General features: G+C 38.8%; 10 protein-coding genes. All 10 read right to left on the bottom strand.

The features are described from left to right. Positions 1-2 precede the first annotated feature (2 nt). Entirely contained in the window at positions 3-2813 is a 2811-nt protein-coding gene (locus tag EMK97_RS16730) for an ATP-dependent DNA helicase (protein WP_130603928.1), read from the bottom strand. 23 nt (positions 2814-2836) lie between these two features. Beyond that, a complete protein-coding gene (locus tag EMK97_RS16725; protein WP_130603927.1) occupies positions 2837-5521 on the bottom strand; it encodes an ATP-binding domain-containing protein in 2685 nt (894 codons plus the stop codon). Positions 5522-6147: 626 nt separating this feature from the next. Beyond that, positions 6148-6465: a hypothetical protein gene (locus EMK97_RS16715; RefSeq protein WP_130603925.1), complete on the bottom strand. Its 318-nt coding sequence runs from the start codon at positions 6463-6465 to the stop codon at positions 6148-6150. A gap of 84 nt (positions 6466-6549) precedes the next feature. Further along, complete coding sequence (locus tag EMK97_RS16710; RefSeq protein ID WP_130603924.1) at positions 6550-8184, bottom strand: TnsD family Tn7-like transposition protein; 1635 nt, start codon at positions 8182-8184, stop codon at positions 6550-6552. Beyond that, positions 8153-9082 carry a TniQ family protein gene (locus EMK97_RS16705; RefSeq protein ID WP_130603923.1) on the bottom strand — a complete coding sequence of 310 codons (930 nt, stop codon included), beginning with the start codon at positions 9080-9082 and terminating at the stop codon, positions 8153-8155. Before EMK97_RS16705 ends, EMK97_RS16710 begins: the two co-directional genes overlap by 32 nt. Beyond that, positions 9082-10644, bottom strand: a complete 1563-nt coding sequence (locus EMK97_RS16700) for an ATP-binding protein (protein ID WP_130603922.1) — start codon at positions 10642-10644, stop codon at positions 9082-9084. Before EMK97_RS16700 ends, EMK97_RS16705 begins: the two co-directional genes overlap by 1 nt. A gap of 10 nt (positions 10645-10654) precedes the next feature. Next, positions 10655-12844 carry a transposase gene (locus EMK97_RS16695; protein WP_130603921.1) on the bottom strand — a complete coding sequence of 730 codons (2190 nt, stop codon included), beginning with the start codon at positions 12842-12844 and terminating at the stop codon, positions 10655-10657. Continuing rightward, a complete protein-coding gene (locus EMK97_RS16690; RefSeq protein WP_130603920.1) occupies positions 12834-13703 on the bottom strand; it encodes a TnsA endonuclease N-terminal domain-containing protein in 870 nt (289 codons plus the stop codon). The genes EMK97_RS16695 and EMK97_RS16690 overlap by 11 nt, the downstream gene beginning before the upstream one ends. A 358-nt stretch (positions 13704-14061) precedes the next feature. Continuing rightward, positions 14062-15327 carry a DUF2130 domain-containing protein gene (locus tag EMK97_RS16685; RefSeq protein ID WP_130603919.1) on the bottom strand — a complete coding sequence of 422 codons (1266 nt, stop codon included), beginning with the start codon at positions 15325-15327 and terminating at the stop codon, positions 14062-14064. A gap of 132 nt (positions 15328-15459) precedes the next feature. Next, the gene (locus EMK97_RS16680; RefSeq protein ID WP_130603918.1) at positions 15460-16794 is read right to left on the bottom strand and encodes an McrC family protein; all 1335 of its coding nucleotides are present in this window, start codon (positions 16792-16794) and stop codon (positions 15460-15462) included. Position 16795: the final 1 nt, after the last annotated feature.

Raw genomic sequence — 16795 nt, 5'->3', positions numbered from 1 at the left:
TACTAATTAAACGCCTCTTCAATCAATCCCTCTACTTGATGCATTAATTTCTCCGAACCAGACAAGTTTTTCATGCCCATCAAGCGCGTGAACTGACTCTTTCCATTATAAAAGATATCAACAACGGCAGTCTCACCTGACCTATGAAAGCTGTACCTTTGCGTATAGTCTCTCGCTAATACTTCAGAAATTGAAATGTCATGCTCTTTGAGAATGTTGGTCAATTGGCCGTGAAATTCCTCTAAAAATGGCTCTGGGAACTCAAAATTTGTAGAAGCTGTGCTTAAACCTAAAGTAATTAGCTTACCTTTAAGACAACTAAGTTTTTCAGATAACAAATTGCCAGTCGCATTGTCCATACTACAATTCACTGCTGATATTTTGTTCTTACCATTGTATGAAACCCTTGCTGTACCAAACTCTTCACCCAGTTGGCAAAGATAAACTTCTTGATATTGATTATGTGTAACCTCAACTATCTTGATATCTGTATTAGATATTTGCTTACTCACTTCTAAATACAAATTGCGCAAGAACTGGTTCCCCTCAGGAATGTTTTCACAATTCAATGCTGGATTGGAATTATTCAAATCTTGCTCTTTATGAGAAGAAGTATCATTTACCGGGTAATTATTGTTCCCTCCAACACGCGAGATCCCAGTGCCTAATTTTACTTTGGGAGGATCTAAAACGAAAAGCTGTGAAGAAGATCTTGTTATGGCTGTGTATAGCCATCGGAAGTAATCTTGGCTAAGGGTTTTATGATGTGAGCTACACTTTAAGAATACATTTTGCCATTCACTGCCTTGAGCTTTATGACAAGTGATGGCATAACCAAATTTCACCTTAAAGGCATTAAAATAAGGATCTGCCAATAGCTCAAGACGAAACTCATTTTTTTTATCCTTACTTCTCAGCTCAGGATGACGATTAACAAAATCTACATACAATGCTTTATATTCATCAGAGCTTAAACTTGGCTCATCGTTATAGAGCAAGTTTTCAACAATCTTACAGACAAAAAAGCTGACATCGCCATTTTCGTCCCTAAAACCTAACTCAACATCTCGAAATTGAAGTTCGACTGTAAAAGTAATTGTAGTGCCATCTTCACCTTTTTTACGCAGTGTTACCTTTCTTAACTCAGGCCCTGAAAGCACTCGCCTAACCATACCGAATTCACCGTTGGTAATAACTTTTTCTTTTACATAGTGATTCGCGACAGAAATGATTTTATCGCCTGCAACCACTTCAGTTTGCATGGGGAAAAAATGTTCCCTCACTACTCTATTATATTGGCTTACTTGTGCATTCGATGAAGCAATAAGAATGGAGTTTTTAGTATTTGCTAACTTGTTATCACAAACATTTAAAAATCGAGTAAGGAGACTTTCGCTTGAAAGCTCGTGGACATCTTTCTCATTTATTTGAAAATCTAATTTATTAAAGACACCAACCTGCATAGATTCTCTTAGTGAGCTGGCATTATCCATAATACCGCTATCAGCTTTTTGTCTTACAACTTCTGTAAGCTCAAATTCATTTGAATTTAGCTGGTATTTATCTTGAAGGTAATTAGCGCTTAATGCAGGAGAAATATTCATCCCAACGGGGGGTAACTGCGCATTATCACCAATAAAAATAACTTTTTTTGTATGGTCGTTGTGATCAAGATTTATATAACTGAGTAAGTCTTTAAGCAAATAACCAGAACCAAATCGAAAAAACTCAGAGTCAGAGTAACTATCAGAAACCATAGAGGATTCATCAATGATATAAACTGTCTCAGATGTATTTTGATTTACTTTTATTTCAGCGTAACATCTAAACGTCTCTGAACCTTCAAGTCCGTCCAAGGTATACTCTTTAACGTTTTCGTAATTGTAAATTACTCTGTGGATGGTAGAGGCTTCTTGACCTATTTTATCACTGATTACTTTTGCTGCTTTTCCAGTTGGAGCCATTACCACAAATTGGCGACCAATAGCTGTTAGATATTGCGTTAGACCTTCTGTAATAAACGTTTTACCCGTACCTGCATAACCCTTTAAAAGGAAAACAGGCTCTTTATCCTTATTTAAAAACTGGTCTATTTGCTTTACAAGTTGGGATTGAGATTCTGTTAATGAGTGTTGTCGAAAACTATCAAATATATCAATATTCTTTCTTGTAATGTTCATTTGAAGATCAAAGCTTGATGCAGCGGCTTTACCAGCTTGCTTGAATGCTTCAAGAACATGATATTCTGATTTTTGAGAGTGAGTTCTTTGTGCTTCAACTAATTGCTCTCGAAGTAACTTTAGTTCATCTTCGGCACTCTTTAACGCTTCTGAGCGTTGGTCTAATTGCCCTTGCAAATCTTTATTATTAGATAATGTTTCTGCTAGTCCCGGCAATGGTTTAGGCTCAACAAAATCAGGAATATCAATATAGGTTTGTTTAATAGTCTGGATAAACCATTTGCCTACTAAAAATGCTTCTTTCAACAACCAGAGACTATGCTCTTTAGAATGTTTAACATTATTGTGGGCCGCTTTATTTCCATCAATACGCAGAGCATGCAGTTTCGCTACGATAGAGTGGTCAACAACTTCTTTAAAATCCCTGTTATTTAGCCGTTTGAACAAATCCGCTTCAGGATCAATTTCGATTGAAAGCTCTGTATAGATAAAACCTACTAGCGACTCAGTAAAGCATCTTAACTTAACTAATGCGGCCTGTGGATCTCGATGGACATAATCCTCGGCAGCACCACCTAAATCAGCTAGAGACTGAAAACCATCTCTTAAAAATGCAAAATTTGAATTCGACATCGTTACTCCTTCAACTCTTATCACTAGCGCCAATAATCACGGAAGCTTGTTTTAAGATCTGCAATTAATTTAGGAGCATTCCCTTCACACGTTAACCCGAAAAAGGTAGCAGCCCTCGTCGCACCAACGTAGAGATATTTGTCAAAAAGCTCTGGATTTTTCTTAGCGAGAACATCAACACCGACAAAAAATACGGCTTCGAACTCCAGTCCTTTAATGTGCTGAACATCAAATACTCTCACATCGTTAGCTTCACCTAACGACTTGCCTCCAACACATGCTTCCGCACGAATATTATGATCTTCCAACTCATTTGTTAATGCCTCTGCCATTGGTATCACTTCATCTTCATGATTGACCAATATCGCTATTGTTGGTAACCCTTCCACTTGTTGCCCAACGTTTCTCTCAACTTCAAGGATACGGTCTTTTAACCAGCCAACACATTCCCCTGTTGAATGAGTGTTTTCAATAATAACGGGAGGAACACCTTTATGATTGGCGTTCTTAGGCAGTTGTCCAACGAAGTCAATATCGCCTTTCATCCCCATTAACAATTTTTTGGCAAATTGATTCAATAATTCACTCTGTCGATAAACCACGTCAATTTTTTCTGTTTTCAATTTTGGTGAAATCCAATTTAGTTGCTCAGTACTCTGTGTCCCAAGCTCAGTTATACGCTGATTAAAATCACCACAGGCGAAAAAAGAACCTATAGATGGCTCAGATAATGATTCCATACAGGCTAATTGAATCGGAGAAAAGTCAGTTGCTTCATCAACTAAGATTTGATTTTTAAAACTACTTGCTACTGATTCAATTGCACTAACTCCAGAGCTTTCAATTTTTTGTTGAACAAATCGCTCTTTAAGTAGCGCTCTAGCTATTTTTAAATTAGCAAGAATGAGAATGTCTAACTCGCACTGTTCAATATAGTTTGGTTTTAAAGGAGTACTCTCAAACCAGTTCTTAAATACTTCTTCTGATTTTCGGAACAAGCGATAGCTGCGTGAGATCCCTTTTAGATATCTAACTTCAGCGTTCTTAAATTTTCTTAGCTCAGTCATGATGACAGTTGAACTACCAAGTTCAATAAGGTCATCTTGATTAGGTAGACGCTCACCTAACCAATCAATAATAGCGGTTGATAAACTTCCCTTAGGAAGGCTTCGCTTTAAGAATTTAGCTTTACCCAGTGCTCGGATTGCTTTTTTATAATCACTGAACGCTTGCTGCTGAGCGGTCGTAATTACTTCGTCTTCATCGTCTTCATCAAATTCTTCATTTTCTGAATCTTGCAGTTTCGCACTTTTCCAATCATTGATAACGCCTGTTAGCTCCTCAATAAACTGCTTATTTTTATTAAATTGAAGAGCTAGGTAACCTCTAAGATCCTTGTCTGTCCCAGTTTTTATTTCTTCAATGGTTTGAGTAATGTCAGCTTGATATTTCTCAAGCTGACGATAAAACTCAATTAGGTTATTTTCAGTTAGTCGGTCCTTAATGCCTAATAAACCACTACATATATGCTTTAATCTCTCGTCTTCAAATGACGACAGTTGTTCTATGCTTGAGCTTAATTCATCAGCCACACGGACCTGATGAAATGATATGAAATCTTCGTATACGGTAGGCAAACTGCCTCTTGCACTAATATTTAAATAACAATCAGGTTTTAAAATAAACCCACTACTATTACCTGATTGTAAAATCGAAAGCGTGTTCCGTCCCAAAATATTACTAAAGTTATCCCATGTTTTTAGCTGATCATTAGATGCTGGTACTTGCTCTTTAGCGAAAGCCTCTTTTAAATAGTGTTTGAGTAGGTCTGTTGGTGTAAACATGATCCAACTCGTTTTATGTCCAGCTTCACCTGAATCTAGTTTGTTAATTTTCGCTTTTTCAGCGGGATCTAATAGGTCAATATCTAACTTTTGACCCAGACGCTTAATGAGCGTTGTTGTTTTACCCGTTCCCGGAGGCCCCAAGATTATTAACTGGCTCTCTAGCGGCAATCTAAATATTTCAGATTGAATTTTATCTAGAATTGGCTGATCTCTAAGGCTCATCGCCACTCTAACTTGGTGGGCAACACCAGAAACCACACCACCGTCAGGTTGGTCTGAAAGAAGTAAATCTAAAGATGTCGTATCGGATAGATCAATTTCACCTTCAAAAAGCTTTCTAAGTGATGGAGCAATTGTGCTTACATCTTCATCTTCTGACGTAAAAACGGAATAAATGGAGTCCCAATTGTTTTCGACTTTACTAGGTTTAATGGTCAGCGTTTCGATAACTTCAACCAACTGAAGTTGACCGTCAATAGGCACTCTATACTCATCTCCAACATTTAGTGAAGCAAGATGTCCTTTTGGTGAACCATAACTGGCTAACTCATTATCATCGTTTAGCCTGATTGAGCCTTTCCTTGCAACATATAACGTTCTTCGTTGCTCACCATTATCATAAATGATTCTGGCAATAGCGGGTTCATCTTGTAGAGCTTGATTAGCAGCTAAAACAGAACTCGAAATTTTATTCATGCTACTCACAGCACCAGTATCATTAAAAGTATTTACGGCTGCTAGATGGGATGAGGAATTGGAGCTATCCGATTGGGATGAAGAAATTTTTGCCTTATCAGCGATTTCCTTTAATACATCCACTGTTTCATTAGCTAATTTCTTTAAATTGGAATTAACGTCCATCTATCGTACTCCTTGTGAAAAACTGGTGCTCTTTAACTTCGAGGCTTTCAGTTAAATATCTGGACGAACAAAATATTATTGATATTCAATTAGATTTTATTTGATCTTCCGTAACTATTTATCAACCTATCGATTTAATTTATAAACATTACAAGAAAGAAGCAACTCTCAAATGGCTTTTTACTAATAAATATAATCAGTTACAAAGTGAATGCTTCAACCATTAATCTTCACTAATGAAATGTTCAACAGCGACATCACAACTGCCTTTTTTAAGCAATTCGGCAAAACACGGACTGCACCATGTACCCAGAGCCTCAGCATAGTCAGGCTGAACCGAATTAGACGAAACAATCTTCTCTCTGGTATAGCTAATGCTATGTACTCGCTCACCTACATGTATTGGTCTGTCGCAGCCGAAGCAATTGCAAAAAGTTTCTTGGTTTAAATCACTCATATCTTCTCCTAAATTATTTCGCTAAACCTGTTTGAATTGGTTATGCATGTTAACTATTAAAGAGCAAACATCAGACCAATATTAAACTTAAACAATTTCAATAAGTTGAAAATTAACAACACGTACAATTGTAAAGATATTTATCTAATAGTAAATTTAATTATATTACTCAATGTATAATTTGCCCAGTATGATCATTAAGCTGCTGAATCACCTGTGGACTAAACCCATTTCTAAGCAACTCAAAATCACGTAACTGAATAACCGAATGCTTGCCATCACCCAGTGTCTGATAAAGGCTACCACTGTGCGTTCTTATCAACTGACTATTTGAGCGGCTCTCTATGATCCTAGACGTACATATGTAATCGCCTTTAAAAAACCTAAATGTCATATCCTCAACACATGTTGCCCAGAGCACGTCACCAATGTGCTCGTCTTTATCCATTACTGAAACAATTTGCCAATCTGAAACGATAGTATTCATGCGCTGAACTCCTAGGTAGGTTGTCCAACAATAGTAAAAAAGACTCGGTTAAAAATATAATGAAAGCATGGATCTAATCCTTAACTATTTTTTACCTATTGAATTTTCAATAATTTTAGCTGCCTCTTTCATTGTCTCAGGCAACTTTTTCGCATCATGAAGCAACCAGCCATGTCCGCCGATTGCTCTGTCCAACTCAGATAATGATTTGAATGCCCCCGGTAAACACTTAACTTTTATAGCGAGGAATATGTCTCTTGAGGCCCAATCGACTGATGGGTAATACTTTTGGGTTTGTGGCGATGGTAAGTTTTGATACAGCCACTCGCGGTCATTCTTATAAAGCCACATATAACAACTAAATGAGCGTTTTAATTCGTTTCGTGTAATTTGAGGATTGCTATCAATGGCTTGCAACAAAGCAGTTCGGTTTTTCGCTCTTCGTTTTGCCATGACCAAATGATGACGCCAACCAGATAAACCTTTGTGGCTTTGAATGAGTTGCTCAACAGTGCCAACTGATACATCATGATGTTTTGCAATATCAGCTCTATGCCATCCAACAAATGCTTTTCGCCAAACATCTCGCTCTATTTCATCGGTTAACTTCCATCGACGTCGATCAATTTCGTAGTTATTACGAAGGGCGAGTTGTTTTACATAGCCAACTGATACTTCTAAAGTAGCGCTGATCTCCCTCAGACTTTTGCCATCATCAAGAAGTTTAAATACATTACTTTCCAATGCTGAGTCGTGCCGCTTTAAAGGCTCACAATCAGGTTTTGAGGTTTTACTCAATGCAAAAAAATCTTCGGGTGATTTTGCAAGATAAGCCATTAGCAAAACATGTTTTAAATAATGGACTGGTCGGCGTTCATGAATGATATCCGCCACATAATTGAAATTGCTCAACTCAAGAGGTATCAGCTCTTCAGTAGCTTCAAATAGCTCTTTCCAATAGTTAAATAATTCATCCACCAAAAAACGATTTCTTATGTGTCCGCATTTGGTTAAAAATCCTTTTATCGTCAACCACTCAGTATACATATCAATCACGCTTTGAGGCTGATTGTCATCCTGAAGTAAACGGTATAATTTAGTGACAAAGCTTGATAAGCGGACTGCTTTATCATTTGGTTCCAATAAGATGGGTTCGCCACCTTCTGGTAAACAGTAGTGTCTGTTTATACCTCCTTCTCCTGAATTTAGATAAAACAATGGTTCTCCATGCTCTGGGCAGTGGCTTACCCCGTATAGTTGATGCTCGATTCGCCAAGCCAAAGTACCAAAATTCTCAAATGACTCTTCGATGCACTTTGCGCAATAGCGGTGTTGCTTGGCTAATGGCAGCGATGACGGGGCTTGCCGCGAATAACTCGCAATCAACTGCCCTTTTGCTGATAAGAGTACTTTCTTTAGCTTAGACGCTTGGTTCGACAGTGAAAAAGCGTAGAGTGGATAACCAGTCGCATGAGTAAGTAAATATACTGGATCTACTTCAAAGAATTTTGCTATCACGCTGATGTTATTGGGCAACACAGAATGAAGCCGCACGTGTGTACGGCCAAATATATCTAAATTTGTCTGTTTCCAGCTCCGATTGCCACTCGCGACATGGTAATTAGTGATCAACCCGTAAATTGACTCACCTTCCATAAATTGCGAATAACTGAAGCTAGGCATAACATCACGCTGCCATTGCGTTGCCGAGCATTTCATTTAAAAAATGCCAAATGACAGCTATTGCAACAGGGTGAAGCGGCAAACCAGTAGAATACTGGTCGTAAACACGAGCACCTTTAAACGCAGGGCATTTTAATCCCTGCTTTAGCTCCTTTACCGTATGTAAGTGAATACGTAACTCATCTGCACCATAAAAGTCGATAACATCTCTATAAAATGCTCTTATCGAGGCTCTCGCTACATCTAGTTCAATATCGTCTTGCCTTATTCCCAGATAATACTGAACCCTGATAGCAAGTTGCTGCTGCGATATATTTAACCTCCCATAAGCCATTTCTAAACAGAGTGACTCAACAGCAGGCGTGTTCGGCGATGTAAGTCTCATATCGCTATCAAACTCACTTCCGCATTTCATACAACGCCCATCTAGTGGTGGGATTGGCTGTTGCCTCAATTGGCCTATCTCATTACCACATGTATTACACTTTGAGACCAACACACACTTGTGCTTCGAACAGTGTTTCACACCGGGAACTTGGTGATCACGATGGTAATAAGGGATACCAAAACTTTCGATATCCTCCTTTACACACTCAGAGCACCAACGCCAAGGTTGTGCTAACTCACTACCTTTTATGTTAAAAGTAACGTTCTTTGAAAGACTGCGATGATGTTCAAGCTCATCTTGGGAGATAGATGAATTGAGCATATTGAAGCATGTATGCTTGGCGTGAACATCACTAGGTGCCAGTTTTAATGCTTCAATCAGTTTTTCAAAATCCCGACTAATGAACACGCCCGCAAGATGACGATAATGTGTTAATTGCCATTCCTGACGCATAGCACTGAAGTCCCGAAAGCTACTCATGACATATGAACGACCAGCTAAACCAAATAAATCTTCGCCGGGAAGTAGTTTTTGCAACTGTTCCATTAAGAATTCTCCGGCATAACACTTGATTTTGGACCTGAGCCTGCTTTCAACAAGGTTTTCGCTCCAATTTTTGCAGCGAGTTTGGCATCCATTACAGGTACTTTTTTACGTTTCGGTTTAACTTTTGCTTTGCGAACTTTATCTAGCTCCTGTTCAACTTTAGCGTCTGCTTCCTTGTCCGTGTCTGGTATCGTTTGCTCCTTCTTGTCCTTTTTCCGATTTTTTAATTCAGACTCAGATTCCACCAACTGCTTTGATATCTCTTTATTAATCTCAACTAAGTCGGCTAAAGGCGCTAAGTCTTCATATAAGTGGTACTTTTCATTTTTAAGAGCCTTTAAAGGCTTATGAAGCTCAGAAAACTGTTGACGGAACACGTGGGATAAAGCTTTTATCGTCAAGCCTTGGTCACCCTTGTGAAACTTAGACATATGACTCAATGCGGCTCGCATTAAGCTAATCGCGATAGCTGGGATACCTTGTGTCAGGCTGTGCAGGTGACGCTTTAAGTGTTCTTCAGGATCATGTTTACCATCTAATAAATGACACAAGTTTATTTCCTTGAAGAATCGGTTCCAAAAGCCACCTTCGACATCTGCCCCTAGCAGTAAAAGACTCCCATCAATTAAGGTTCGGCGGCTAATAGTTACGTCTTTACCAAATAGTTTTAACGTCGATAACGTGCCAATAAAAAAGAGCGGTACGCCTATGCGGTTAAAGATCTCCTCGATGAATTTAATTGAAGTTTTCTCATTGCTAATTAAGACTTTGTTGTCATTATCAGCAGCAACATTTGGCGCAATATTCTGAGCCTCATCTATAACCAATATGCCAACATTGTGTTTTAGCATTAATTTTCGAACTAAACGAATAAGATCGTCAACTGAATCGCCATTTTTCACATCACGTGTTAAATAAGGAATTTTAGTTGCAACTTGGATAGCTTCTATAACGGTCTTTAAAAACGCTTTTTGCCCCTTACGATTATGAATTTGCACATAAAGATATGGGATTTGAAGCTCTTCAATTTCTATTTCATTACCATCTGGATCGATGTAAGTTGAATGATAAAGCTCTTGCTGCATTAGCTGTAATATACGAACCATCAATGAAGTTTTTCCGGCACCGCTTAGACCAGCCAGCAAAAAGCTTCCGTTTGCTCTTAGCATAGAGTCGATGTCCTGACCCGTAATGGCTTTTAGATGAAACGCCTCCTGCTGATTTTTTCCATCTTGATGAACAGCCGTTATCATTTTGTTCTTAAATGCCGCATCAGCAGGGTTTCTATTTTTGTACCCCGCCTCAATCATCCGACGCAGCTTCTCATACAAAGCGTAAACTTCATCACGAGCAATATAACATTCAGCCAAATTATCTATGGCGCTTCGGATATAATAACTATGGTATTGAACAGGAACGTCGTCCAACGTTCCTAGTTGCGTAACACCGTCATCGCATGCCTTTTCAACTTCTTCCTGTAACATAGGGTATCCTAACCCTTCAATTAACGGGTTGCCTTTGCAGCTAGGGTTTGGGTGTGAAATGTATGTAATATTTGTCATTTGAATTCTCCTATGCTGCGACATTTTTACGTTTGTATGTTGGATCTAAAAGCTCATCACCACCTACCACATGGGGATCTGGTGTTTCGGTGAAATTGGCTGCATCTTCCATCGCTATTAACAAATCTTGATATTGAACTTGTTTTTCCATATCACCATGTTGCTGTTTTCTTTCTCTTACTGTCTTATCAGGGCTAACCGCTTGAGACTTCTTAAGCTTGCGAACCTCTTCTTTTACAGTATTGTCCAGCTCTTCTAGCGACATATTCAGAAGAACACGTTCACTAAAACGCTGCTCATCTAGCAGAGCCAAAAGCTCTTTCAGTGTTTCTTGATGAGCCAAAACTTGTGCCCACAAGCGATTTTTGTATTGACAACTTCGCTCCGTGATCTCCATTTGGATCAACTTTTTTTTATCCTCAGGGTGACGACACCAAATATGGCTAGAATTTACATCGGTGTATCGTATTTCTTCTTCAAAATGCCCCTCATTCTTTGCTTTATCCAGCCATTTAAGCGCCATTACTTCAGGGCTGTTGTAAAATACTCCTCTGAATCTAACGCCTTTAGCAGTGACCATAGCGCGATCCTTTTTCATCAACGCATACAAAAGCGCATCCTTAGACTTTTTAATAGGTGGAAAAATGGACTGTTTGAGACCCCAATTCCAAATATCACGAGGTGTTAAACCAACTTCATCACGACACATTTCAAAATTGTGATTATCAACTTTTGCTGCGGTATTATTGCGATGGATGATTTCTCGAATTAAACGTTGCATGAATTGCTTATAGGTATACACAGCACCTCTTGACGGGTGGGCATCTTCTTTTTTCGGGGCTTTGTAAACCTTACCTTCATGCTGCGGTATCGCTTTTCCTTGGACAATATCAAAAGCTTTTTCAACGGTCCCTTTGCAATCACCACGGTGATACGCATTAAAATTCGCCGCTTTAATACCAATTTTGCCTTTTAACACTGAAGTAATCGCGTTGTGGCTATTTTCTGTGCCTCTATCTAACGTTAATTCGTTACAAATATCTGCACAGGGCCAATCTTTATGCGTGATTTCAATCCCAAATTGTCCGCAAAACTCAACCTTGTCAGTAAAAGCATTGAAGAGCGCTTGCGATTCAGCGTGCCAGTCTGGTCCATGAAAACAAACATGAACACCCACGATCATTGAACTGACTACATCTATTACAAAATAGATGGTTGGTCGCCCAATACTCAGTTGTTCGTCATTGGTGTAGTCGTAACGAATGTATATATCAGCCGTAGTGCTATCAATTTCATAGCGGCTTCGTGGACCTCGTAAACCATGAGCTGCTAACCCCGGTTTACCAGCGTGGTCTTTTTCATACAGAATGCTGCCTGTGCGTCTACGAATAAACTCCAATGTGCCAATACATTTTTTAAGATGACGCTTAAATGCTCTCGGACTAATTAAACGGACGCGCGGTAATACAGCATAAAACTCTTCAGCGACATCATCATCTTCAGCACCCTCTGGCCTAATTAAAACCACACAGTATTCTTTACAATAATCTTCATATAGATCCTTCAAGTTAACTTCTTGCAGGTCTTTTAGCTTTTTAGAAAGTTCAAATATATTCTGCTTATCTTCAACCGTTATATATCGGAAGGGGTTACCATATTGTGTGTCTATGCCGGGTTTAGATTTAAGGCAAGTACTGCCATCTTCCTTGTAAATCGGCTTTTCGGGACCAACATATTTTTTACCTAGCTCTTCATAGTGAGGTAACAACGCATTTGGCACACTACCGTATCGAAAATATCGATTAATTGATGCTTGAACCCACTTTCTGCTGCGCCCAGACTCTTTAATTAAGCGAGCTAAGATGCCACTAGGATCACCATAAAAATATTGATCCAACTGATATGGGTCTTCCACTAAGCTAGAAATTGCCAAATATGCTGCATCACGTCTTTTTATCCAACTCGGCTTAAGCTCTGAATCATCAGCCATCAATAGATCTGAGTGATCGTGCTCTTCCAGTTTTAATTCTTTCGAAGCCAACTTTTCCTGAACCCAATCAAATGATTGCGCTTTAGGACGTTTAGGTGGATCGCACAGCATATCTACAATAGCAACTTGAGCACGGTCTTGGTTCACGTCAACAATCAAATACTCGGCTGGATTTTTATTCGTACTAACTAGTTTCTGATTAAGCTGCATACTTCACCTCCACAGGATTAGCGATGAGAGGTCGAAATAATTCGATTTCCTGAAACAGGTCAATTTTCAAATCTTTAAAATAAGCTGCTTTTTGGAATAACGCTTGAGCATGGAACAAATCCATATTTAGCTCATCTGATACCTTTTCGAGAATGTTTCTCAACGTATAAACCGCGTACTTGTCGTCATATTGGCGAAACGTTTTAATGAATAATTGATAAAACTCCTCACTGACATCCAGCAATTCTGGATACTCAAAACACTCTCGGAGGTACTCTAAGTTGTAGATATAAATTGGTGAGTAACACTGCTCAGTCATTAATACCCACTCAATCTCTTCTCTTTGCCAGTACTCTCTTTCAAGTTTTAACTTATCCCAAGCCCGATTTGCGGTTCTGGGGTTAGCTAAATAATCTAAAGATTGTTGGTACTTAAACGAGTAAACAACGACTTTTTCTTCATTGTTTGCTAAGCGGAACGTTACCACCAAATCAGATGTCATGGTTTTAGCTGGGATAATACCGTCATGTTCGAAACGTTCTTTGTAAGCACCGGGATGCTTAATATTAAGCTCTGATGCCAAGTCCAGTGTTTCATTGAGCGGCAATGGAAACTGCTCTTTGATATCGATAACATTTGGCATAGCCTCAAGTAGAACAAATAACTGTCTTTCACCACGGCTGTATAAATGGATGGTTCGGTCGTTAAAACGATTTAAGATCTCCTGACCCTGACCATAAGTGTGAGACTGTCGAATTGTATTCCAAGGCTTGTACCCGTACTTTTCGACGTCATTGTGATATGCAATGATTTTATTCAACTCTTTTTGAGTAATTTCAGGCTGTTTTATAGTTTTCATAATTAACTCCTATAAATTTCATAAACTATAAATTCATAGCAGCTCATTTTTCATACAGCAAATTGTAATACTTCTTACAATTCAATACATTATTTTATTGTTTATTAATTATTCCACCTCCTTACAAAGGAGTTGATTGAAAGACAATTTATTAGATATCAGTCAATTAAAAATACTTATTATACAAATATGCATAACTAACTAACGATTTCCAACAAACACGTCAAAAATTGACATTTTCTTAATTTTCATCACGTTAAGAAATTTCAATTTTTTTGCAAAAATTTCGTTATTAACTGTGTTTTGAGCTACAAAATGAGACCTCCAGCTACATTGGAGGTCTCCCCAATATCCTTAGTTAGTCGCCTAACAAGGCGATATCGTCTAATAAAGGCATGCTTCCTTGCGACAATCCTTGTAATTCCCCGCAAATCGACATCATTTGATTAGTAATGCCACCGATTTGCCCTTCGCGTTTCTTCCAGATCCGCTGCATCGCTGATTTTTCCTTTTCCAGCTCCAAGCGCATTTGCTCTTGGTGATCGACTACCGCCTTAATACGCTGCACAAACTGCGTACTACAGATGTAGTCATAGAGCGCTTCCATTTGCTCATTTTTGCCTACGCTCACCGCTTTTTGGCGCTGAGCTTCGGTTAATACCGTTCTTAGGGCTTCTGATAGCCCTTTGGCTAACGCAGGTTTAACTAACCAAACGCCATCTTTCATTACCATTGGCTCTTCAATTCCCGCCGGGAACGCAGTAGAAACCAATACCGCAATATCTCCAGCCACTTCTTGCATGTCGGCCTTAAGCTTAGTGATCCAGCCATTTGACCAGTTCTCGGCACGCTTGGTCTCCCAAACAATCTTTCCGCAAACCGTACCTGTTCTTAATCGAACCGTTTGAATGACGTCCGCACCACGAGTGCCTTTTCCAACAGGGTCGATATCGTCTAACGGATACGCCTGAGCAAGTTCATGCTCTAGTTCAAGCTCTAGCACTTCTCCCTGAAGTTGCTGTGATCCCTGTTCCAACTTGCGCTTTAGATCTTCATTAGCCTTTGACGCATCGTCGATTTTCTTCCTAAGCTCAGCTTCTTTAAGCTTGAACTCATCACCAATGGATGCACGCAGTGACTCCTTTTCACTTTCAACACGACGAGCTAACTCAAGCTCCATATCCTTTTGCTTATCTTCAAGCTCAGTTTTAGCTTTTCGCAATGCAAGTTCTTGCTCGCGAAATTTTGCTAGTTGCTCTTCTTTGGACTTCAAAGACTCTTCCAAAGCATCATGCTCAAGTTTGACCGACTCCCGGATCTTGTCTTCCGCCTTTTTCTTCTCTTCAGCAATTCTTGCTTGCAACGATTTCGCGCTGTCTTGGCTTTCAGCAAGCTGCTCTTGAAGCGTTTCAATCTGCTTCTTGAACGTTTTCGCAATAGACTTTTCAGCATCTTTTGCGGCTTGCTCTTGAAGGCTAACCAGCTCTTTACTGAGCAGTTGCTGATATTCATCTTCGTGTTTTTCAATCAGGTGTTTCGCGACAGCCTCCTTGATTGGGAATTCACTGTTACAGTGCGGACAAGCAATTTGGTCAGCGGCGTTAAGAATGATTTTTGAGTTCATGGCAAAATCTCACAATAGTTAAACACATGCCAACTATTACAATCTTGATGCCAAAAGCTATCTTATTGTATTTATTAACTTTTATTAAAAGCAAACAAAATCAATATGTAATAATATTTACATATTGGTAAATTAATCTACCTTAATTGGTGTTTGAAAAGTGCTATTGGAGGGAAATATAAGCCTTTTGTTGTCATCAACATTATCTGAAACATCAAAAGGAATTATCCATAGTTTTAATTCATTACTGTATTCGAATGGGAATTCAATAGGTTCAATGAAGTCATCATGACTGGGATAGATCAAGAACAGTTCTCCATAACCAGATAAATATTTGTGCCCGTAGGCAAACATTTGATACAAATCGCTCTGTGACAACCCAAATTTATCAGTGCCATTGTCTTTTCTACTGTCGATTAATTTCCATTTTGTATCTAATACAACAATTCTCTTGCTACTTTCTGTGATGAGGAGATCTGGTTGTAAACGAAAAAATTTTCGTTTATTGAATGACACTAGCGATTCAGCTTTTGCTTGAGTCTCAAGAGTCATATTTTGAGGTAACTGCGTTGCTAAAATTGAAGCTACATAGCTTTCGAAAACAGTTTCTAGTGGAAATAGTAATGATGACGCATAACTGCTGCCCGTCATCGTCAAAGGAGAAAATCCTTCGAGAATTAACTTAGCCCAGTCAAAAGGTTCTTTATAATAATTCATCCCCCGATCTAACTTAACAGCAGACAAATCATTTTTAACATTTGTGCTTAAAGGGATACCTGTAAAAGCAAATAAAAGTTCTTTAGCTAACTTTTGATTTGAAGCACTAGAAGAATAAGTAAAGACTTTAGTTAATGCTAAGTGAATTAACCTATTAATAGGTCTATCAAGTACAAACTCATCATGCGAAACATAAAATTTATGTTTATTAATTGAGTTCTTTTTCAACTGCTTACTAATTAACAATTTTCCCTTCAAAAAAGAGAGGTTGTTTTCACGTCCAATATAATCACTTCGTAGCCCCTTTTTAATCAGTACGTTCACTGAATCAAGAAATTGACCGATAAATACTTCTAGTAGTGGCATTCTAGACTTAGACAAATTGGCGCTCCTAGTGCGAATGTGGCGGAAGGAGCCTAGTGTTGCCAACATATTTAGCAATGAATTACGCGCTCTAGCTTGACCGTCTTCGCCATCTAGCTTTCGACCGATTTTAGGCAAGACTTCAATTTGAGTGCCATCTGGTGTAAACAGCACCCCAGCATAGTTCTGGAGCTGGAGTACCTCGGTATTATCTATACTCTTTAAACTCAAAAATCGGCTTTCAGATTCGTCACATAGGCAAAGTTGCTTCAAGTAAGCGAATGATGATTGACTGATTCTACTTATGCGTTTCGAATGCTCTGCTTTTTCGCCAACACCTAAATAGCCAAACTCAAATACTGTTAATGCAGCTTGAATCCTTTTCACT

The sequence above is a fragment of the Litorilituus sediminis genome (assembly GCF_004295665.1).
GTDB lineage: Bacteria > Pseudomonadota > Gammaproteobacteria > Enterobacterales > Alteromonadaceae > Colwellia > Colwellia sediminis.
The sequence above is the reverse complement of the archived record's forward strand: the minus strand, read 5'-3'. Positions and strand labels throughout refer to the sequence as shown.